Source organism: Kordiimonas sp. (assembly GCF_048264555.1).
Lineage (GTDB): Bacteria > Pseudomonadota > Alphaproteobacteria > Sphingomonadales > Kordiimonadaceae > Kordiimonas.
In genome coordinates, this window is the sequence record NZ_JBLXCX010000004.1 from 269,143 (window position 1) to 290,182 (window position 21,040).

Annotated in this window: 18 protein-coding genes; 11 read left to right on the forward strand and 7 right to left on the reverse strand. The window is 52.7% G+C overall.

The window, feature by feature from the left end; genetic code table 11:
* Positions 1-27 precede the first annotated feature (27 nt).
* The gene (locus tag ACN0XZ_RS13210) at positions 28-405 is read right to left on the reverse strand and encodes a GntR family transcriptional regulator (RefSeq protein ID WP_417458246.1); all 378 of its coding nucleotides are present in this window, start codon (positions 403-405) and stop codon (positions 28-30) included.
* A gap of 177 nt (positions 406-582) precedes the next feature.
* On the opposite strand from ACN0XZ_RS13210, the gene ACN0XZ_RS13215 reads away from it, so the two are divergent.
* Complete coding sequence (locus tag ACN0XZ_RS13215; protein ID WP_417458247.1) at positions 583-2,094, forward strand: tetratricopeptide repeat protein; 1,512 nt, start codon at positions 583-585, stop codon at positions 2,092-2,094.
* Here the strand turns inward: ACN0XZ_RS13215 and ACN0XZ_RS13220 are convergent.
* On the reverse strand, positions 2,091-3,311 hold the full coding sequence (locus tag ACN0XZ_RS13220) for a pyridoxal phosphate-dependent aminotransferase (RefSeq protein ID WP_417458248.1): 1,221 nt from the start codon (positions 3,309-3,311) through the stop codon (positions 2,091-2,093). The genes ACN0XZ_RS13215 and ACN0XZ_RS13220 overlap by 4 nt on opposite strands.
* Positions 3,312-3,397: 86 nt before the next feature.
* On the reverse strand, positions 3,398-4,909 hold the full coding sequence (locus ACN0XZ_RS13225) for a PQQ-dependent sugar dehydrogenase (RefSeq protein ID WP_417458249.1): 1,512 nt from the start codon (positions 4,907-4,909) through the stop codon (positions 3,398-3,400).
* Between the two features lie 165 nt (positions 4,910-5,074).
* Here ACN0XZ_RS13225 and ACN0XZ_RS13230 point away from each other — a divergent pair, with 165 nt between their 5' ends.
* The 4 genes from ACN0XZ_RS13230 to ACN0XZ_RS13245 all read left to right on the forward strand — a co-directional run bounded on the left by ACN0XZ_RS13230 (position 5,075) and on the right by ACN0XZ_RS13245 (position 8,173).
* Positions 5,075-5,542, forward strand: a complete 468-nt coding sequence (locus ACN0XZ_RS13230; protein ID WP_417458250.1) for a GAF domain-containing protein — start codon at positions 5,075-5,077, stop codon at positions 5,540-5,542.
* Positions 5,543-5,574: 32 nt separating this feature from the next.
* The gene (locus ACN0XZ_RS13235) at positions 5,575-5,994 is read left to right on the forward strand and encodes a VOC family protein (protein ID WP_417458251.1); all 420 of its coding nucleotides are present in this window, start codon (positions 5,575-5,577) and stop codon (positions 5,992-5,994) included.
* 112 nt (positions 5,995-6,106) lie between these two features.
* Complete coding sequence (locus ACN0XZ_RS13240; RefSeq protein WP_417458252.1) at positions 6,107-7,678, forward strand: ATP-binding protein; 1,572 nt, start codon at positions 6,107-6,109, stop codon at positions 7,676-7,678.
* A 27-nt stretch (positions 7,679-7,705) separates the two neighbouring features.
* Positions 7,706-8,173, forward strand: a complete 468-nt coding sequence (locus tag ACN0XZ_RS13245; RefSeq protein WP_417458253.1) for a hypothetical protein — start codon at positions 7,706-7,708, stop codon at positions 8,171-8,173.
* A gap of 49 nt (positions 8,174-8,222) precedes the next feature.
* On the opposite strand, the gene ACN0XZ_RS13250 is transcribed toward ACN0XZ_RS13245, so the two are convergent.
* Positions 8,223-9,515 carry a cystathionine gamma-synthase family protein gene (locus ACN0XZ_RS13250; protein WP_417458254.1) on the reverse strand — a complete coding sequence of 431 codons (1,293 nt, stop codon included), beginning with the start codon at positions 9,513-9,515 and terminating at the stop codon, positions 8,223-8,225.
* A 245-nt stretch (positions 9,516-9,760) separates the two neighbouring features.
* Here ACN0XZ_RS13250 and ACN0XZ_RS13255 point away from each other — a divergent pair, with 245 nt between their 5' ends.
* From ACN0XZ_RS13255 to ACN0XZ_RS13270, 4 genes are all read left to right on the forward strand, one after another.
* A complete protein-coding gene (locus ACN0XZ_RS13255; RefSeq protein ID WP_417458255.1) occupies positions 9,761-10,999 on the forward strand; it encodes an MFS transporter in 1,239 nt (412 codons plus the stop codon).
* A 33-nt stretch (positions 11,000-11,032) separates the two neighbouring features.
* A complete protein-coding gene (yaaA, locus tag ACN0XZ_RS13260; protein WP_417458256.1) occupies positions 11,033-11,806 on the forward strand; it encodes a peroxide stress protein YaaA in 774 nt (257 codons plus the stop codon).
* 107 nt (positions 11,807-11,913) lie between these two features.
* Complete coding sequence (locus ACN0XZ_RS13265; RefSeq protein ID WP_417458257.1) at positions 11,914-12,384, forward strand: (2Fe-2S)-binding protein; 471 nt, start codon at positions 11,914-11,916, stop codon at positions 12,382-12,384.
* Entirely contained in the window at positions 12,381-14,627 is a 2,247-nt protein-coding gene (locus ACN0XZ_RS13270; RefSeq protein ID WP_417458258.1) for a molybdopterin cofactor-binding domain-containing protein, read from the forward strand. The genes ACN0XZ_RS13265 and ACN0XZ_RS13270 overlap by 4 nt, the downstream gene beginning before the upstream one ends.
* A gap of 53 nt (positions 14,628-14,680) precedes the next feature.
* Here the strand turns inward: ACN0XZ_RS13270 and ACN0XZ_RS13275 are convergent, their stop codons facing one another.
* On the reverse strand, positions 14,681-16,222 hold the full coding sequence (locus ACN0XZ_RS13275; RefSeq protein WP_417458259.1) for a PH domain-containing protein: 1,542 nt from the start codon (positions 16,220-16,222) through the stop codon (positions 14,681-14,683).
* Positions 16,209-16,745: a PH domain-containing protein gene (locus ACN0XZ_RS13280; protein WP_417458260.1), complete on the reverse strand. Its 537-nt coding sequence runs from the start codon at positions 16,743-16,745 to the stop codon at positions 16,209-16,211. Before ACN0XZ_RS13280 ends, ACN0XZ_RS13275 begins: the two co-directional genes overlap by 14 nt.
* 141 nt (positions 16,746-16,886) lie before the next feature.
* Here ACN0XZ_RS13280 and ACN0XZ_RS13285 point away from each other — a divergent pair, with 141 nt between their 5' ends.
* Both ACN0XZ_RS13285 and ACN0XZ_RS13290 read left to right on the forward strand, forming a co-directional pair.
* Entirely contained in the window at positions 16,887-18,701 is a 1,815-nt protein-coding gene (locus ACN0XZ_RS13285) for an ATP-binding cassette domain-containing protein (protein ID WP_417458261.1), read from the forward strand.
* Positions 18,698-19,465 carry a DUF817 domain-containing protein gene (locus tag ACN0XZ_RS13290; RefSeq protein ID WP_417458262.1) on the forward strand — a complete coding sequence of 256 codons (768 nt, stop codon included), beginning with the start codon at positions 18,698-18,700 and terminating at the stop codon, positions 19,463-19,465. The genes ACN0XZ_RS13285 and ACN0XZ_RS13290 overlap by 4 nt, the downstream gene beginning before the upstream one ends.
* A gap of 32 nt (positions 19,466-19,497) precedes the next feature.
* Here ACN0XZ_RS13290 and ACN0XZ_RS13295 read toward each other — a convergent pair whose 3' ends face one another.
* Positions 19,498-20,931, reverse strand: a complete 1,434-nt coding sequence (locus ACN0XZ_RS13295; RefSeq protein WP_417458263.1) for a YfcC family protein — start codon at positions 20,929-20,931, stop codon at positions 19,498-19,500.
* Between the last annotated feature and the right edge of the window lie 109 nt (positions 20,932-21,040).

The window sequence follows — 21,040 nt, forward strand, 5'->3', positions numbered from 1 at the left end:
GATTTAATGTGTGATGAGGAGGCAGCATCATGTCCCTCCCTGCATGGCATGAGAGAAAGCGATGCGGATCTCGCTGTCTGTGGCTCCTTCTGCGCGGCAGGCGTTAATTGTGGCGGTCACCTGATCAAGGACCCACGCGCTCATGTCTGCGGTGCAGTTGATAAGTGCTTCGGGGTGAACAAACGTTCCCCGATACCCCCTTGTCTGGATTACGCTATCGCGCTCAAGAAGTTTATAAGCTTTGGCAACGGTTTTGTTGTTCAGTTCCAGATCATTCGCCAACTGCCGAATGGACGGCAGGGCAGCGCCAGGTTTTAGGTGGCCAGCTTTAACAGCGCCCTTTATCTGTTCAATCAATTGAGAAAACAGCGGTTCTGGGCTTTCTATATCGACTATAATTTCCATATTTTGCTGTCTGTTTCTTTTGTTCCATATGTACCATGTATACGAAGGGTACATATGGAACACGTGTGGCGCAAGAGAAAAATGATGCCTTAACTTCCTGTGGGTGTGTGACGCTAGCGCTGAAGGCGTTAAGCTGGTATCAAGAGCATATTAATTTCAAAGGGTTGAGGGACGCCGGTGTTTCGAAAATTATTCAAAGGAAAAGATAAACCAACGGCGCTTGATCGTGAGATTGCAGAACTTGCGGCTGAACTTGGTGTGGCACAAAAGGACAAAGGTGTGGCGCCGGGTGTGGCGCCGGGTGTGGCACGGGATTTGTTGCGATCGCTGATGATGCGGCAGGCTGATCTTCTTGTCCGCACTGATGAGGGGCGCGGTGCTGCTGTTCTTTATGAATTCGCGGCCAGGCTTTCCGGGCAATCTGTTTCTGAGGCTCTAGGGCAGGGTGACAAACACTCACTGCTTCAACGTGGATATGCTCTTATGGGGAGCGGCCAACTTGATGCTGCAAAAACCGCCCTTGAGGCGGCGTCGAGCCGGTATCCAGAACATCACCGTGTGCACGCCTGTCTGGCTGCAGTGCTTGAAGCTCTTGGGCAAGAAGACGAAGCGCTATCAGTGATGCAGCGTTTCTACACCCGCAAACCAGTGAAGTTGAAAGCGGCAACACACAGCGCGGAGACGGCTCCGACCTTGATGTGTTTCTACGGGTATGAGGGTACCCGGTATAAACTTGCATCGAATGGTGACGGTAGCTTTCAGAAGTTCCGGCGTGGTGGACATTTCATGCTCCGTTACCTGCTGGACAAAACAAAATTCAACATTCATCATTTCACGGTGTCGGACGGCAATCTGGATACCTATACCGCCCCCACGCCTTGCAACTTGATCCTGAATACAGTTGCTGATCCGGACGTGGAACTAGCCTCCCTTCAAACTATTCAGGCTTTCATTGACCGAACTCCGGATGTGCCGGTTCTCAACCGGCCTGACCGGGTGATCGAGACCACGCGGGATAGAAACTATGAGCGCCTGAACGCAATAGACGGTATCCGTTTCCCTATGACACGCCGTTTCACGAGGGATGCACGTGACGACCAAGCCCTGGCGGCCTATGTCGAGAATATGGGGTATAGTTATCCGCTTATTATACGTGAAACGGGTACGCATACTGCCGTCTCAACTGAGTTGGTGCATGACAGAAATGGGCTCGCTAGCTACTTCAGCAACAGTTCGGGCGATAGCTTTTACGCTATCGAGTTTGTCGAGAACGCTTCCCAAGCGGGGCATTACACCAAGATGCGCTTCTTCTATGTGGACGGTGTCATGTACCCCGTGGTGCATCACATTGATGAAGTTTGGAATGTGCACGGTAGCAACCGCAAAACCTTTATGGCGACGCACTCTTGGATGCTGGAGAAAGAACAACAATTTCTCGCGAACCCGAGGGCTGTGATTGGAGACGAGAATTATGAACGCCTGCAGTCACTTTATGAGTTGATAGGACTCGATTTCTTCGGTGTCGACTTCACGCTGCTGCCGGACGGCACAATATTGATTTTTGAATTGAACCCAGCTATGCGGCACAGCTTCGTCCATGCTCGGACTTTTTCCTATATGACCATACCGCTCCAGCGCATATCCAATGCGTTTGAAGCTATGGTTAGAGCGCGTGCGAGCGGTGGTTAAGGCAAGCGTGCGAACACTCCAAGCGCTCGATCAAATGTGGATTGTTCCGAGCATAGTATCATGCGCAGGTGATCCTGGCTTTCAGGACCATAGACGCCGCCAGGGATGGTGGCGAGGCGGTGTTCTTCCATAAAATAGTTGGCAACCTTATGACCTGAGCCCTGGCCACTTTCGGCGAACCGATCAGGTATCTTTCTCGCAAAGTCAGCGACATTTGGGAAGGCAAACATCGCCCCCATGGGCTTGCGAGGCCAGCTAAAACCTTTTGTGTTGGGTAGGGCTTCCATCAGTTGCTGCGCGCGCCCGCCCAACATGTCGCTCATGTCATCCATCCAAGGGTCAGCACTGGTGTCCGATAGCATGCGCATACCGATGCGCTCAGACATGATATTGACCCCAAGATAAATGAAATCATGCAGTTTAGCGGCAAGATCGATAGCGTTGGCTGGGCCACAAAGCCACCCCGTCCTGAGGCCGGGAACACCGTACTTTTTGGAAAAACTATTGATCATCAGGGTGCGGTCTTCAAGCCCCGACCATAGCCTTGCAGGTGTATGTTTCCTGCCAAACGCCATGCTGTCATAAACTTCATCGTGAATGATCCAGCAATCATGTTTTGCAGAAGCCTCAGCGATGGCGTCAAGGTCTTCACCGCTAAGGACATACCCCGATGGGTTTTCTGGTGAATTTACGATAAATGACGACACTTGGCGGAGTGTTTCGGCAGCATTTGGTAGAGCGCTTACATACTCATGAGCCTGATCAGCGGGACGGGGTATCACCTTGAGCGTACGGCCGAGAGCTTTGATGGCACGACTATACAACATATAGCTGGGGTCGGTTACCGCTACGGCGCTGGTTTGGTTGGTGGTTGCAAGAACCGCCAGCGTGATCGCCTCCACACCGCCATGGGTGATCAGAACTTCCCGTTCCGGGTCCACCTTCATGCCGTGTCGACGTGCGTAGTAGGACGCGACACTTTCTCGTAGCTCTGGCATGCCGCGGCTTTTTTCATACCGCTTGCTGGACGCGATAAAAGCATCCCAATTGAGGTCATTGGCCTCAATGGCGGCTTTACTGGTGGCTGGAGGACCGAAGGCCGGTTCCCCAAAAGCAAGGTTGATAGTGCCCGGGGTGTTGCGGGCCTGTTCCGCCATTGCCTTGGTGGCATATGCGTCTAAGGCGGAAAGTTCGTCGCTTAGGTTGGGCTGGGGCACGGTTTCACCTGCGTTTCGGGTGGGATATAAGTATCTCTCATAAACGTTACAGAAGGGTGGCGCAACTTATTGCCCACCCTATGGTTTTACTGTGTGTCGGTTGATAGAAGAAGGTAGGCGGCGAGAGCTTTTTTGTCCTCTTCGCTCAAATGTGCATAGGAGGGCATTGGGCCGGGCGGTGTATCCAATAGCTGGGCGATTGCTCGTGCGTTATAACGTGCCTTTAAGGTCTTCAGCTCTTTAACTTGCACGCCCTCTGGCGCATCGGTTTTGCTGTGGCAGCTTGCGCAACCATTTTCTTGAAAGAGAGACCGACCACTTTCAATTAGGGATACGCGCACGCTTTCGCTGAGGTCCGAAAATGGTTCTGCCGCTAATGCGTCGCTGGCTTTGTGCTGAGGCTCACCCACTGTAATTTCGCCCCATCCAACCCTGTAGATAACACCGGCATAGTCATCTGAGATATAAATCGCACCATCTGGTCCCTGTGCTATATCAACGGGGCGCCCGATAACGTCTTCGTTCTCTTCAAATCCGGTCAGGAAGTCTTGTTCCTCTATTGTACCATCCGCATTGAAGTGCAGGGCCACAACCTTATAGCCAACAAGCTTGCTACTGTTCCAAGACCCATGCAGGGCAACAAGAGCCGTGTTTTCATAACCACGCGGTGTGGTGGTGCCTGAGAGGAAACGCATGCCAAGGGGCGCCCGGTGCGCACCAAACCCATGTACGGGCGCGCGGGAACTGGCAATTCGTTCTTCATTGCCTTCGCCGAAATCCGGGTCGGCAATCTTGTCGTCGTAGGCGTATGGCCAGCCGTAGTCTGCTTCTGCTTCGATGAGGTTCAACTCACAGTTGGGGGTCTCGTCTCCCAGAAGATCACGTCCATTATCCGTGCCATATAGTTTACCCGTCATCGGGTGCCAGTCAAAGCCAACGGTATTTCTCAATCCGGTCGCGAAAACCTTGGCGCCACTGCCGTCCGCTTCCATTTGAAGCATGGTTGCACGGTAAGGGTGGTCTTCTATGCACACGTTGCAACTGGAGCCTGTAGTTACATAAAGCTTGCCGCCCGGCCCGAAGCCAATGGTGCGCGTGCGGTGATTACCACCGGGGGGCAAGCCACGAAAAATTACTTCAAGTTGGCCTGCTTTGCGTTCCACAGCATTAAAGGATGCTCGTGATATACGATCTGTTTCGGCGACATAGATGTAACCGTCTGCCAGTGCAAGACCGTGGGGGATATTGAGGCCGCTGAACAGTGTGGTTCTGCCATCCGATTGGCCATCACCATCAGCATCTTTGTGTAGAAGAATAACATTTCCCTCCCGCATGCTTGTGACGACAATGTCACCGGTGTTGGTTACGCGCATCATGCGTGCGTGCGGGACGTCTGCCGCAAATATACCTATGCGAAAACCTTCGGGTAGTTTGAAGCGCTCCTGTATTTCTGTGGGTTTAGGTGTCTCGGCCTGTTTGCCGGTCAGGAAATCAAGGAACGGGCCTTTGGCAACGAGGTTCTCGGGCCACCAAATCCATATGCCAACACCAGCGACAAAGATTATAGCGAGGAGGCTATATAATAGTTTCCTGAACATCGTGGCTCTCCCTGATCCTATTCCCACAACCCTAAAATTGCGCCGAATGAGGAATGTGTCCAGCATTCATGCCGATGAAGTGATCGCATTGCTGGACAAAGGGCGCTTTAAAGCTGTAATCGAAGGCCTATATTCAAGCGCTAGCATGCCGCAAAGGACAGGTGAATGAGTAAACACGAGATATATGCTGAAACCGCCGCACAGATTGAGGCAGTGCTTGAGGGAGAAACAGACCGTACAGCACAAATGGCCACGGTCAGTTGTTTGTTATCTCAAGCTTTTCCCAACAGCTATTTCTGGACAGGATTTTATGTTGTTGATCCGGCGCGTGAGAGCGAGTTGGTAGTAGGCCCATATCAAGGCACTCTTGGCTGTTTGCGCATTCCGTTTGGGCGCGGCGTTTGCGGCACCGCTGCGGCGGAGCGCGAAACTCAGATTGTCGAGGATGTGCATGCCATTCCCAATCACATAGCGTGCGATAGCCGTAGCAACTCTGAGATCGTGGTGCCGGTGTTTGACCGGGCAGGGAAGTTAATCGCTGTTTTTGACGTTGATTCCACCGAGAAAGGCACGTTCGACGAGGTGGATAAGGATTGGCTGGAGCGTATTGTCGCTTCTATATTTGCCAAATAAATAAATTTTACAGATCAGACATAGGGCCGAAAATGAAATATCTACATACGATGGTGCGTGTTCGCGACCTGGACGAATCTCTCGATTTTTATTGCAATAAACTCGGGCTAAAGGAAGTTGGGCGCAAGGATGTACCGGCCGGTCGCTTCACGCTGGTGTTTTTAGCGGCTCCCGGCGATGAAGACGCGCAGGTTGAACTCACCTATAACTGGGATGCTGAAGAGTATTCAGGTGGGCGGAACTTTGGCCATCTGGCCTATTCGGTCGAAGATATTTATGATACTTGTCAAAGGCTTATGGACGCGGGGGTAACCATCAACAGACCGCCAAGAGACGGCAGAATGGCCTTCGTGCGTAGCCCTGACAATATTTCTATCGAGCTTTTGCAGCGCGGAGAGGCCTTGCCTGCCAAAGAGCCTTGGGCCAGTATGGGAAATACGGGTGAGTGGTAATCTGAGAGCCTAGGTCTTTAATGGCCGAGGATATTTATTGCGAGTGTTAATGAAGTTTTTAGTCTTCGGATGCTCAATATAGATAAAGCAAGGGTAGTTGAGGGGATGATCTTTGCAGCTTCATTGGTCTGACAGGATTTCATTTAAGCTGGCGCGAACGGCGGTTATTATCGCTTTCGCGGTTGGCCTTGTCCTTTCTGCGGGTCAAGTTTACCTCGATTATCTGGAGGAAGGCGGGATTCTCGCGCAGAAGGTGAACAAAAGCCTTCAGGTGGCGGAGAAAGCAGCAACACGTGCGGTGCTTATCCTCGATAGTGACCTTGCTCAGGAAGTTGTTTCCGGCCTCATGGAATATGAATATGTGGCCGAGGCGGCGATCCTTGATGATCATGGCTCTGTGCTTGCTGGTAACCAGCGCGATACCAGCTCGTTTGGTACGGCGAGCGTGAACTACTCTCGTTATTTCATTAACGATACAGCGACATATAACTTTCCGCTTGCGCTGCCTGATACAATGGCTGAGCGACCCGGTAGCTTGCGGGTTGTGATCGACAGGGCCGTCGGTTTGCAGCCGTTTTTCTCTCGCGCCGTGACGACCTTCCTGTCTGGGTTTGTGCGCAACCTTCTCTTGGTGATGTTGCTTTACTTCGCTTTCCACCAAGGCCTGACCAAACCGCTGGCGCAGATTGTGGAAAAGATTTCGGGTATTAATCCTGAGCATCCGGGCGAGCAGCGCATCAGCGTGCATCGTCGTCACAAAAAAGATGAGTTGGGCCTTTTGGTTGGCCAGATCAATCTGTCGTTTGATGCGGTGCAGGTACTTCTTGATAACCTGCGGTCAACGAACAAGGCGCTCTCGTCGTCGGAAGAGGCGCTAAGAAAACGTTCGTGGGAGCTGGAGCAGGAAGTTGAACGCACGAAGAAGACCTCAGTTGAGCTCATCGTGACCAAAGAGCAGGCTGAGGCCGCCAACCGGGCGAAAAGTGTGTTCCTCGCGAACGTGAGCCATGAGTTGCGGACACCGCTGAATGCAATCATCGGCTTTTCTAGCATCATGGCGGACCAGATGTTCGGCCCCATCGGGCATAAAAAATATCGTGAGTATCTGCAGGACATCCGCTCATCCAGCGAACATCTCTCAGACGTGCTTGGAGAAGTGCTTGATCTTGCTAAAATTGAGGCTGGCCAGTTTAAAATGGAAGAGGAAGAGGTTGATATGGTCAAGCTCTTCCACGAAAGCAACGCGCTGGTTTCCGGGCAGGCAACGCAAAAGGGCCTGCGGATCGAAGTGGACGTGCCAGAGACATTGCCGCGCGTGAATGGCGACCGCCTCCGTATCAAGCAAAGCGTATTGAACCTATTGTCCAATGCCGTGAAATTTACTCCTGATGGGCGTGGCAATGTGAGCCTTAGTGCTGCCATCGAAGACGATGGCCGTATGGCGATCAAGATTTCCGACAATGGGATTGGTATTCCGCGTGAAGAACAGGACCTTGTTTTCTCGCCCTTTATGCGGTCCGCTTCCGCTCTTAGTCGTAGCCATGAAGGAACAGGCCTGGGCCTCTCGCTCGTGAAGGCGTTTGTCGATATGCACGGCGGCGACATCATCCTTGAGAGCGAAGTGGACAAAGGCACCACATTCACCATCTTCATGCCAGCTGAACGGGTTTTGAAGGCGGCCTAAGTGTGAGCGACGCCAGGGGAGGCAATCTTGAAAATATTTGTATTGGTATGTGCCGTGCTGGTGACCTCACTCCCTGTTCAGGCGCAGGAGCAAGGGCCCGCTGAAGCCGTCGTGCATGCGCTTTTTGATGCCATGCGTGCCGGTGATGGTGCTGCAGCCCGTGCGCTCGTGAAAGCTGGCGCCCCGCTTGAGCGGCTGCAGGCCGATGGCACCGTGAAGGCTGGCAGCTTCGAGAAATGGACCGCATGGATCGATGAGCAAGCACCGGGTGATGCGGATGAACAAATTTTTGCCGTGAAAACCTTCCACTCCACGGCAGGGCTCGCCACTGTCGCCGCGCCCTTTGTCATCTACTATAAGGGCGAGCTGGTTGGTTGTGGGGTAAACCAGTTCTCACTTGCACTCACGAGTGATGGCTGGCGTATTATTCATGGCATTGACGTGCCCTATGCAGGGGACTGCGCAACATACCGGGATATGGTTGAGGGCGAATAAGCCCGGCTTGGTATTCAAAAAGCCGGGCTTTAAGGTCTATGTCGAGGTTTTACGCAGCATCAAGTGCCTGCGTGAGGTCGGCAATCAGGTCATCAGCGTTCTCAACACCCACGGATATCCGCAGCATCGATTCCGAAATGCCAAGGCGGCGCTTCACATCATCAGGCACATCTGCATGTGTCATGGCAAAAGGATGCTCCATAAGGCTTTCGGTGCCGCCGAGGCTGACGGCGAGCTTGATGATCTGCAATGCATCAAGCACACGGAAGGCAGCGGCTTCGTCACCATCAATGTCGAATGCGAAGGTGGAACCTGCTGCGCCAGCGCATTGTTCCTTAAAGATGCGATAAGCCGGTTCGTCTTCCTTGAGGAAGCCAAGATAGTGAACCTGTTTTACCTTAGGGTGATCGTGCAGAAATTCAGCAATTTTCTTGGCGTTGTCTGCCGCAGCGGTCATGCGAAGTTTGAGTGTCTCGAGCGAACGCATGATCAGCCAGCCGGTGTGCGGGTCACACATGGTACCCAAAATGGTGCGGAACCCCATGACCGGCGCCATTTTCTCCATGCTGCCAACGGCCGCGCCCGCGACAACGTCTGAGTGCCCAGCCACATATTTGGTAAGTGAGTAGATAACAATGTCAGCACCATGCTCCAGTGGCTTTTGCCAAACCGGGCCAAGGAAGGTGTTGTCTGTCATGATCACCGGGCGATAGCCGGTTTCAGCGCCAAGGGCGTCAGCTTGGTCACGGCAGGCGTGAAGGTCGATCAGGCCATTTGTCGGGTTGGCTGGCGTTTCTGTGTAGATAACAGCGACGCGGCCAAGTTTTTTGGCAGCCTCAAGGGCTGGTGCGAGAGTTGGTTTGTCACCCCCCGCGGTGAACTCAACGGATTTGATGCCAAACTCGGGCAGAATATTCCGGATCAGAAATTCAGTGCCGCCGTAGATCGGAGCAGAATAGACGATGACATCGCCGGGGCGAAGGTACGACCATAGGCAGGTGGAAATTGCCGCCATGCCGCTTGAAAATGTCAGGCCTTTTTCTGCGTCTTCCCAAAGCGCCAACCGATCTTCAAGAACTTCAAGGTCGGGGTTGTTGATGCGGGAATAGATGAGCCCAGGTTCTTCGCCCTCGGCAGCTTGCCGTTTCCCGTAAGCCAGCTCGAAAAACTCTTTACCGTGTTTTGCGCTCTCGAACACAAAAGTGGATGTCATAAACACGGGCGGTTTCAACGCGCCTTCGGACAAGGCCGGATCATAACCATATCCCATCATTTGTGTCTCTGGGCTAAGGCGATGATTGCCAATCATTTTTTTGCGGTAGTCTTTCCGGCTTGCGGTCATTGGGGCATCCTTATGAAGTTTTTCTTATCCATGGTGATGGATTATCTTTTGCGCTCTTTTGCCTTGAAAAAGACGTTCTCGCAACCGGATTTTGGAATGGTTTCCATTAATTGAGTGGGGGTGTCTGCGGGAACATCGAGAGCAGAGGGCCGGAGGTTCTCAATACTTCAACCTTGCGTGCATGACGCTTGATTATTCTCGCGTGCGGTGCTTTTGTGACGACGGTTTTGTGAAGGGAAACATATATGTCAGACGGGACTGACGCGGAGCATCTAGGCGCAGGCAGCTTTTGGCAAGCCAACCGCAATGTCATCGTACTGATGATTGCTCAGGCCTGTTATCTGGCGTGCAGCATGACGGTTGTGACATATGCGGGCCTGGCTGGGCAAACACTCGCCGCCGATAAAGCGCTGGCGACATTGCCGGTCTCCCTCACCATTCTCGCGACCGCGCTGTCTACGGGGCCGATGTCTATTCTTATGCAGCGTACGTCACGGCGGTTTGGCTTTCGCGTAGGCGCGATGTCCGGGCTTTTGGGTGCAGCTGTTGCGGCTTATAGCGTTTATTCAGGTAGCTTCCTCGCGCTTTGCATTGGTACAGCTGCTTTTGGGCCGTTCCAGGCCAGTGCACAGTATTTCCGGTTTGCTGCGGCTGAGAGTGTTCCTGCATCCAAAGCACCACGGGCGATCTCTCTCGTGCTCATCGGCGGGTTATTGGGGGCGCTTGTTACCCCAAGTCTCACGCGGGCATTCAATGAGGCGTTTTTGCCTGTGAATATGATGGGTGTGTTTGTCTTTACCGGCGTGATGGCAGCTATTGTTCTTATCCCAACTGCATTGCTTAGACCGCTTGATAAACCTTTCGAGGCGGAAGTGGGAGCGAACGAAGACAACGAAGGGCGACCGCTAAGGGTAATATTCCGCGACCCGGCTTTCATTGTCGCGGTACTGAATGGCGCGCTGGGATACGCGATGATGAGTTTCGTGATGACCGCGACGCCGCTTGCAATGAAGGTGTGCGGGCTGTTGGATCAAAGTCTTGATGTTATTCAGGGGCATGTGATTGCGATGTTCTTGCCAAGCTTGTTCAGTGGTTCCCTTATTCAGCGTTTTGGCGTTTTACCGATTTTGCTCACGGGGCACGCCTTTTTTGCTGTGGCATTTATCACGGCATTGTCTGGCGTCGAGATCGCTCAGTTCTCTGTAGCGCTGCTCGCGTTGGGCGTGGGGTGGAACCTCTGCTTCGTTGGCGGTACAACGCTTTTAACCCGTGTGCACACTGAGGCAGAGAAGGGCCGTGTGCAGGGGCTGAATGAGTTTCTGGTCTTTGGAACGACAGCAGTTGCCTCGCTTTCCGCTGGGGTAATTCTTAACCAGTTCGGATGGCGCATTGTTAATCAGTCAGCTTTCGTTATGCTAACCATCGCTGCGGGGGCAACAATCATCTGGGGTATTCTGGCGCGTAACAAACCGGTCGCTGGTTGACGCATAGTACAGGACAGTTTTGAGGGAGTTAAAATGCTTGTAGTTATATCGCCTGCAAAAAAGCTCGATTTTGAAAGCGAAAATTTTGCGAGTTCAAGTGATGTGCCACGCATGCTTGATCAGGCAGAAATGCTCGCAAAAAAAGCCAAGCGCCTTCGTGCGGCAGACCTCAAGGCTATGATGGGCATATCGGATGCGTTGGCGGAACTAAACGTTGCGCGGTTTAAAGCGTTCGAGACACCATTCACACCCGCTAATGCACGGCCTGCGATTGATGCTTTTAAGGGCGATGTTTACATCGGGATGGACGCACCGACGATGTCGGGCGAGGACCGTAAGTACGCCAATGAGCGAATTCGTATTTTGTCTGGGCTATATGGTTTGTTGCGGCCCCTTGATTTGATGCAGGCCTACCGGCTTGAAATGGGCACCAAATTTGTGACCCGGCGCGGTAAAGATCTATACACCTTCTGGGGTAAACGAATTTCAAAAGCGTTAAATGAAGATTTTGAGGGAGATGAAGATCCCGTTCTCGTCAATCTTGCATCAGGCGAGTATTTCAAGGCAGTGCAACAAAAAGCACTTAAGGCGCGGGTCATAACCCCGGTCTTCAAGGAAGTGAAAGACGGTAACGCCAGGGTTATTTCTTTCCTTGCAAAAAAAGCGAGGGGCATGATGGCGCGCTATATTGTCGATGGTCGCATCAACGATGTGGCAGAGCTTAAAGCGTTTGATCGCGAGGGTTACCAGTACGATGCGGCAGCTTCAACCGCCACCGAGTGGGTGTTCTCTCGCCCCCAGCCGTAGGAATAGGCATCACAACCGAAGTATCCGGTAAACAGAAGTTGTTTCGACACCGCCCTCATTGACGGTATAGTATCCCCTCACTGTCAGGACAAGTGAGGGGAAGTTCCATGGAATTCAAGATCAATGGCAAAGCTGTTTCCTATGAGGGTGACGGCGAGATGCCACTTTTGTGGTTTTTGCGCGACCTTCAGGGCATGACCGGCACCAAGTTTGGCTGCGGCGCGGGCCTTTGTGGTGCGTGCACGGTTCATGTTGATGGCATGGCTGTACGGTCCTGCCAGACCTGGATGGATGATGTTGAGGGCACAAACATTACGACCATCGAGGGGCTGGCAAATGGCGATACCTACCATGCACTTCAAGTCGCCTGGGCCAAAAACGATGTACCACAGTGTGGCTATTGCCAATCAGGCCAGATCATGCAGGCAGCATCACTATTGGCTGAAACGCCAAACCCGTCTGATGAAGAAATAGATATGGCAATGTCTGGCAATATTTGCCGTTGCGGCACCTACCAGCGGATCAAGAAAGCAATTCGCGATGTGGCGGACGGCAAGGTGACGGGAGGTACGCTATGACCTTCAAGACAGAAAATGTATCGCGGCGTGGTGTCCTCAAGGGAGCTGGCATTGCTGGCGGTTTAGTGCTTACAGCCCCGCTGGTTTCCAAAGGCTTGATGGCAGAAATCAATAAGGCTGCGGGTAAACTTGAGGCAACGAACTATTTGTCCATCTCCGAAGACGGAACCGTGAATATTTATATTCACCGAGTTGAAATGGGGCAGGGTAGCCGTACGGGTTTGCCGCAGATCATCGCAGATGAACTGGACGCTGACTGGAGCCGCATTAATTTCGTGGCCGCTTTTGGTGACCAGAAGTTTGGTGACCAGAATACCGATGGTTCCACTTCCATTCGCAAGTTTTATGATGCCTTCAGGCACGCTGGTGCTGCTGCGCGTATGATGCTTGAGCAGGCTGCGGCCAAGCGCTGGGGAGTGGCTGCCTCAGACGTTATGGCGAAAGAACACCGCATCCATAACAAGGTGTCCGGCCAATCGGCAGACTTCAGCGACTTTGTGGCCGATGCAGCAGCACTTCCTGTGCCTGACGCAAGTGCGGTGACCTATAAAGCTAAGGCCGACCGCAAATTTATCGGCAAGCCTGTCCGCAATATCTACATGAAAGATTTTGTGACAGGCTCAAGCCAGTTTGGCCAAGATGTCAAGCGTGAGGGCATGCTTTATGCTGCCGCTGCGCGTCCGCCGGTAGTGGGTGGTAAGGTGACATCCTATGACAAGGACGCCGCGATGGCTGTGTCGGGTGTTGTAGATGTGGTTGAGCTCCCTGCTGTGAGCAAGCCCTTCATGTTCAAACCTCTCGGTGGTGTTGCAGTGCTTGCGACCAATACCTGGGCTGCAAAAAAAGGACTTGAAGCTCTGAATGCAGAGTTTGAGGCGGGCGACAATGGTGGGTATGACACTACCGAGTACGAAAAAACGCTCTGGCAGTCTATTGACGGTGAAGATGTCCACCACCTGAAGCGCGGTGACGTTGATGCGGCACTTTCGGCAGCGGCCAAAGTGATTGAAGCGGACTATTTTGTGCCACACTTGCATCACGCGCCGATGGAGCCACCTGCCGCGACAGCTGAGTGGCAGGGTGACAAACTGATGATGTGGGTATGTTGCCAAGACCCGCAATCTGTTCAGCAAACGGTGGCACCATACGTAGGCATGAAACCGCAAGATATTCATGTTGAAGCTACGCTCCTCGGCGGTGCATTTGGCCGGAAGTCCAAGCCTGATTTTGCGGCAGAAGCAGCGATCCTTGCAAAACACGCGGGCAAGCCTGTCAAGATGGTATGGAGCCGTGAGGATGATATGCAGCATAGCTATTATCACACGATTTCTGCGCAGCGCGTGAAAGGTGGTTTGGATGCAGATGGCAATGTAACGGCCTGGAAGCACAAAACGACTTTCCCGTCTATCTTTGAGATATTCAACCCGGCGACGGAGAGCCCGGTTGCTCTTGAGATGGGACTTGGGCTTCTGGATATGCCGTTTGAGACGCCTAATCTGCAAATTGACGCGGGTAAGGTGAAAGGGCATGTGCGCATTGGCTGGATGCGGTCCGTGACCAATATTCAGCATGCTTTTGCGATTGGCTCTTTTGTTGACGAACTCGCACACGCCAGCGGCAAAAACACCGCTGACATGTGGCGGGACCTTATCGGTAGCGACCGTAGCATTAACCCGAAAGACGATGGCGCAGATTATTTCAACTATGGCGAAACACTGGAGCGGCATCCGCTTGATACCGCGCGGCTTAAGGCAGTGCTAGACAAAGTGGTGGAAATATCGGGTTTTGGGAAGGAGATGCCCAAGGGTAGCGGCCTCGGCCTTTCCGTTCACCGCAGTTTCGTCAGCTATATCGCAACGGTCGTGGAAGTGAACGTTGACGAGAATGGCACTATGACCGTGCCTCGTACATGGATGGCTGTTGATTGTGGTTTGGCGGTGAACCCGGACCGGGTGCGTGCCCAGATGGAAGGGGCGTCTGTGTTTGGCCTTTCCATTGCCCTTCATGGCGAAATCACTGCCGAAAACGGGCAGATTGTGCAAAGCAACTTTGATGGGTATCCCGTTTGCCGTATCGAAGAAGCTCCACATGTTGAGGTTGCGATCATGGAAAATGATCATGTGCCAGGCGGGGTAGGCGAGCCTGGGGTGCCGCCATTTGCGCCCGCCCTGACGAACGCGATTTTCGCAGCGACCGGGAAGCGTATCCGTCGCCTACCGATCCGCGATCAACTAAGCGCTTAGACGTCGAGCTATAGTTATTGAAAGGGGCGGCCGGTTGGTCGCCCTTATCGTTTCTATATCCAGGGCCGAGTATCACTTTCCACAATATACAGGATATGGTTTCGCCATGCTTCCGCTTCGCTCAGGGCGACATAGGGTACTCGCACTGTGTGGCCGGCGAGTTTGACAACCACTGTAGCAAGGCCGTGGCGTCGTTGTCCCGGCGTGCGTTTGATCTCGACACCTTGAACCTTGTGAAATGGGAACAGCATATATTTGTGCCCGATAACGCCGGTTCTTATCACACCGTATCGACCATTGCTCCAGAAGCCTTGCTTGCGGTAATGCATCAGCATGAAGGGGAAAAGGGCGAGCGGAGAGAGCGCAAACATTAGCCACCATGGCTCGATGAGCTGAGCGAGCAGTATGGCGATACCCGCCGCTGGCAAAATATAGTCAATCATCAGCAGTTTACGAAGATACAGCCGGTTAATCGGTGCGAACGAAACAGCTTTCCATGGCAGGTCAGGGTATAGTTTCCCAACCATGTCACTGACCTGATCATCGGTGAGGCTCGGGACGATAAATTTGCTGCTTTTTTTGTTCAGATCAGGCTGTTCGGCACTACTGAAGCTGATCTGCTTCAAGGTGAGGTGGCTGCGCTTCAATAACCTTGCGGGCCAGGTTTGGCTTATTTGCAGGGTTTGCACCTTGCTTTCAGCAAGACTGGTTTCCGAGCGTTCAAACAGGCCTTTGATACGAAGGAAGCGACCTTCGGTATAGCTAAGCTGATAGTCGTGATAGATGATGATTGCACCGATAACAGATATAAGTAGCAAAAGGGCCGCGACGGCTACAATGCCTGCCAATGACAGAGCTATGAGCACGAAGGTGTTGTCGGTATTGATATAGTGTTCAGGTATGCTCACCCAGTCAAATAAATGCAGATAGTTGTCTTCATCAATTTGGCTGACGGCACCAGCGGCAAGCCCCGCAAACACCCAGATGTTGTTGTTAGACAGGCCGTAGCGGGCGAGCTCCCCGTTGTTCTGGTGTATGAAGGGGGCAGCTGAATCTTTACTTTCTGCCTGTGTCTCGGCCTTTTGTTGAGTGGACACAGGGGCGGCTAGCACTTTTTCTCTCAGCTCAAGCGCCAGCGGCTTTGGTACGCCGGCGAGGCTGACCTCTTCCTGAGCAGAACCAGCACTCTCGAGCGCCATAATCACCAAGCCGAACGGCTTGAAATAGATTGGTTCTTTGATCGCGATGTTCTGGATGCGGTCAAATGACAGGGTAAGCCTTTTCTTTTGGATGACGCCTTTCTGGATGAGAAAGGCGTTTTTATTTACCCGAAACCGGAAGTTCAGATAACTGAGGAAGGAGGCCGCTATAAGGAGTGTAATGGCCCCGGCCACCACATAAACTATGACCGTGGTTCTGTTGTCTCCAGCGGCAACAAAGATACCCCCAAATACCGCTACATTCTGTACGCCTTGTTTGAGGAAGGTAACGATAAACTTCAGGACGAAATAGATGATCGCGGTTGGGGCGAGGCGTTGCCATGTTTCGACGCTGGATATCTCTGCCTCGGTCAAATCCGTATCAAGCATCGTCATGATCCGCGCCAGCTTTCTCCAGAATATAGGCCCTCAGATTGGCGGCTTCTGCTTCGGGCAGGGATGGTATCTTGAGGTCCGCACTGCCTCCGCCAGCTGCAAAAAATTTGAGGGTCGATAGGCCAAAAAACCGCTCCAGCGGGCCACGTTCAACCTCCACATGCTGTATGCGGTTAAAAGGTAGTGACGCTTCGTTTCGCCACACGATACCATTCTTGTAATGTACATCACGTTCCCTGAGCGCATAGCCGCACCGCTCAGCTGAAAGGCGACATAGTATCACAATGAAGGGGACCGGAAGTGGTGGTAAAATGAGGAAACTATATCCGGGAAATAGGGAGCTATTCACCACCCCCAGCAGATTGACGGTTATCCAGCCGGTGGTAAGGGCCAGCCAGGCGAGGCCATAACCGATCATCAGGATATTGGCGTGGTTGGCGTCAAGCGGCTTGAAATTGATTGTACCCGCCTCTGGTAAGGATCGCCCTTCCAAGGCTCCATTCTCAAACGTTGTGTCCAGCATATTTCCCCCATCATCAGTCGCGGCTAACCCCATCGTTTTGGCAAGAGAGGGGCTTGTGCGCCTTTCCCATACTTGGGTATAAGGCGGGCTGACCGCAAGGGCTGTGTTCTACATGCCCCGCTGACCGATTGAAAGGCAATCATGGCACCGCCAATACTAAGCTTGAAGGACATCAACCTTCACTGGGGCGCAAATCCCATCCTTGACGCGCTTGAAATGCATATCGGCGTGACAGATCGCCTTTGCCTTGTGGGGCGGAACGGTACAGGTAAATCCACGCTTTTGAAGGTGGTTGCGGGTATTATTGAGGCCGATGGTGGTGAACGTTGGGTTCAGCCGGGAACGCATATCGCCTATTTGCCGCAAGAGCCGGATGCGAGCGGGTTTGCGACACTCAAGGAGTATATTCTTGGCGGGTTACCAGAAGATGAGCGAGATCAGGATTATCGCGCTGACGTGCTTATCGAAGACCTGGATGTAAACGGGGATGCCGATCCAAGCATTGCATCCGGTGGGGAGTTGCGGCGTGCCGCCCTCGCGCGCACGCTCATTAGCGAACCGGAGCTTCTTCTGCTCGATGAGCCCACCAACCATCTCGATATCAATACAATCCAGTGGCTGGAGGGTTACCTCAAGGGCTGGCGCGGTGCGATGGTACTTATCAGCCACGACCGGGCGTTCCTCAATAATCTGGCGACAGCTTGCCTGTGGCTGGATCGCGGCAAAATTCGACGGCTGGAAGACGGTTTTGAGAAGTTCGAGGAATGGCAGGACAAGGTCTATGCGGAAGAGGCGGAAGCTCTCAAAAAGCTCGACAAGGTCATAAAGGAAGAAACCCGGTGGTCAGTAGAGGGAATTAGCGCTCGCCGTACGCGGAACCAGGGACGGCTAAGGCGTCTTTATGACATGCGGAAAGAACGCCGTGAAACGGTTCATGCGGCAGGGCAGGTGAATATATCGCTTGCAGGGGCAGATCGCTCGGGCACGCGGGTTATTGAAGCCAAAGGCATTTCGAAGAGCTTTGAGGGGCGAACCCTGTTCGACGATTTTACCTTGCGCATAAATCGGGGCGATCGGATCGGAATTATCGGCCCCAACGGTGTTGGGAAATCAACACTCCTGAAGGTGCTGACCGGCGAGTTGGCGCCGGATACGGGCGATGTAAAGCTCGGCACCAACCTCGAGACCATTATTATCGACCAAAAACGTGCCGGATTAAAAGACGATATGTCGGTCATGGATGTGCTGACGGGTGGCCGAGGAGACTGGGTTTTTGTTGGCGGTGAAAGCCGTCATGTAATGACATACCTGAAAGATTTCCTCTTTGATCCGAGCGTGGCCAATACACCAGTTTCTGCCTTATCAGGTGGTGAGCGCAACAGGCTTTTGATCGCGGCCAACTTTGCCAAACCTTCAAACCTTATGATCCTGGATGAGCCGACCAACGACCTTGATATGGATACGCTCGACCTTCTGCAGGAGGTTTTGGCTGACTATAAAGGCACTATTCTGCTCGTTAGCCACGACAGGGATTTCCTGGACCGGGTGGTGACCAGTTCAGTGGTGATGGAAGGCGATGGCACAGCTATAGAGTATGCTGGCGGATATTCAGATTATAAGGCCTTGAAGGACAAGAGTTCAGCACCGGTGGCGTCTGAAAAGACACCGCGACCCAAAGCCACGGTCACAAGTATTGATGCCGCACCCAAAAAGAAGGTGAGCAAACTTTCCTACAAGGATCAGCGGGAACTGGATCATCTCCCTGCCGACGTCGAGACGCTTTCGATGAAGATTGCTGATATGGAAGCGGAGCTCTCCGACCCTGATCTCTATAGCAAGAACCCTAACCGTTTTGCGTCACTCTCAAGGGAACTTGAGGCCAAGCGGGATGAACTGGATGAAAAGGAAATGCGCTGGCTTGAGCTTGAGGAACTGCGTGAGAGTCTTGAAAGGTGAAGCAGTATCTAGCTGAACTATGGTGGTTCGGCTTGAAACAGGCATGGGCCTGCCTGTTTGGTGGGTTATTGTTGTTCATGATCGTTGCAAGCCATTTGTTCTGGCCAGAAGAGGCGCCTCTTGCTCGCTACGACTTCCTGTTTCTGAGCGCGCTCGTTATTCAGGTGTTGATGTTGGCCTTACGACTTGAGAGCGTTGATGAGGCCAAGGTAATCTTTATTTTTCACTTGGTTGGCACGTTCATGGAGCTGTTTAAAACCTCAGTCGGATCATGGACCTACCCCGAGGAGAATCTTTTCCGCATATATGGGGTGCCGCTGTTTTCAGGCTTTATGTATGCCTCGGTGGGGAGTTATTTTGCGCGGGTCTGGCGGATCTTCGATTTTCGGTTCACTCATTATCCTCCGGTTTGGGCAACGTTCACTATTGCAATAGCCATCTACGTTAACTTTTTCACCCATCATTATATGGCTGACTTGCGCTGGTTATTGTTTGGGGGTGTGGTTTTGCTCTATGGCCGCGCACGAGTTTACTTCACCCCGAACGGGCATCGGCGCAACATGCCTATTCTATTGGCTCTGTTCCTCGGCGCCTTTTTTATCTGGATCGCGGAAAATTTGGCGACCTTTGGTCAGATATGGCTATACCCAAACCAGCATGATGGCTGGCAGTTGGTGCCGTTTTCCAAGTTTGGCTCTTGGTTCCTCTTGATGATTATAAGCGGGGTATTGGTCACGATCGTTCAACGACCGAAGCCAGAATAACAGCCCGACTTTGGGCCGGGCTAGCCACCGTGTTAGTTTGCGAAGCCAACATATTCCCCAAAATGCACGGTGAATATGAGGATTGCCGCCGCGAGGGCAAAGAGCTTTATCAAAAGCGGTGTCACGAACTTTACCCACTGCACATACGGGATTTTCCCGAGCGCAAGCGTTCCTACCACCAGCGCGCTTGTGGGCACTACCATATTGGTGAAACCATCCCCAAACTGGTAGGCAAGTACAGCGGTTTGCTGGGAAACACCGGTAAGCTCCGCGAGCGGTGACATGATGGGCATTGTTACAAAGGCCTGCCCGCTACCGCTTGGGATGAAGAAATTTGTGATCGTTTGAACAGCCAGCATTCCAAGCGCAGAAACACTTGGCCCGGTGCCATCGAGAAGGGACGCAATGGCGTTGATGATGGTGTCGATGATAACGCCGTCTGTCAGCACAACTTCAATGGTGCGGGCGAACCCTATTAGGAGAGCAGCAGCAGTCATTTCCGCCGCGCCCTTGATGAAGGTTTTCGCAGCACCATTGGGGTCCATACGTGCGATGATGGCGGTTAGCACACCAACACCAAGGAAGATGGTATTCAACTCTCCGATATACCAGTGCCAGTTCTGCGCGCCGTATACGAAGAAAATAATGCCAGCCCCAAAGACAGCCATGATCAACTTGCGTTGCCACGTGAACGCGATGTCACTTGGAAGTTCGAACCCCTCGCTATAGTCAACATGTGCAACGAGGCTTTTGCTTGGGTCCTGTGTAATCTTACGCGCATAGGCATAGACATGTTGGAACGCGACCAAGAGACACAGAATGAAGATAGCAATGCGGAACCAAAGACCTGAGGTGGGAGGCAATCCCGCAATGTTTTGGGCAATCAATACACCAAATGGGTTCGTGCCAGCGGTTGCCCACCCAACACCATAACTTGACCACAGAATGCCCATGGCCACGATGCTGTCGAGTTTCATGGCGAGGCACATGGTCACCAAGATAGGTATGAGCGGCATATATTCTTCGCCCATACCAATGGTGAAGGCGCCAAGGCCAAAGAGGGTGAGGGTGCCACCAATTAGTATGGCGGGGCTGCCGCCAAAGGTGCGCACGGCCCTGAAAAGGATCGCATCAATCGCACCGGAGGTACGCAGAAGAGCAATCACGCCACCAACCAGAAAGACAAGGAAGATTATCTCCTGCGCAGCTTCAAGGCCGCGCGGGATAGCGGCTAAAAAATGCCAGGGGTCCAGGGTTGGGGCAGTCTCCAGCGCCTTGTAGCTGTTTGGGACCACCATATCCCGCCCCGCTGCAAAAGGCGCGGGTGTTCGCTCAAACTCACCGGACGGAATGATATATGACAGTATCTGCGCGACGATAATAAGTGAGAAAATGAGGACCAAAGAGTCTGGAAACCAGCCCTTCTTTTTAGATGCCTGATCCAGTTTGGCGGTGCCTGACGCCATGAAAACCTCTCCCCAGAGTATAATTATTATTGTTTGCCGGATTGTGTCAGCAATTATGGGCCTTGTCACGTTCGACCTGTCGAAGATGGCTGGACAGCTGGTGGAATAT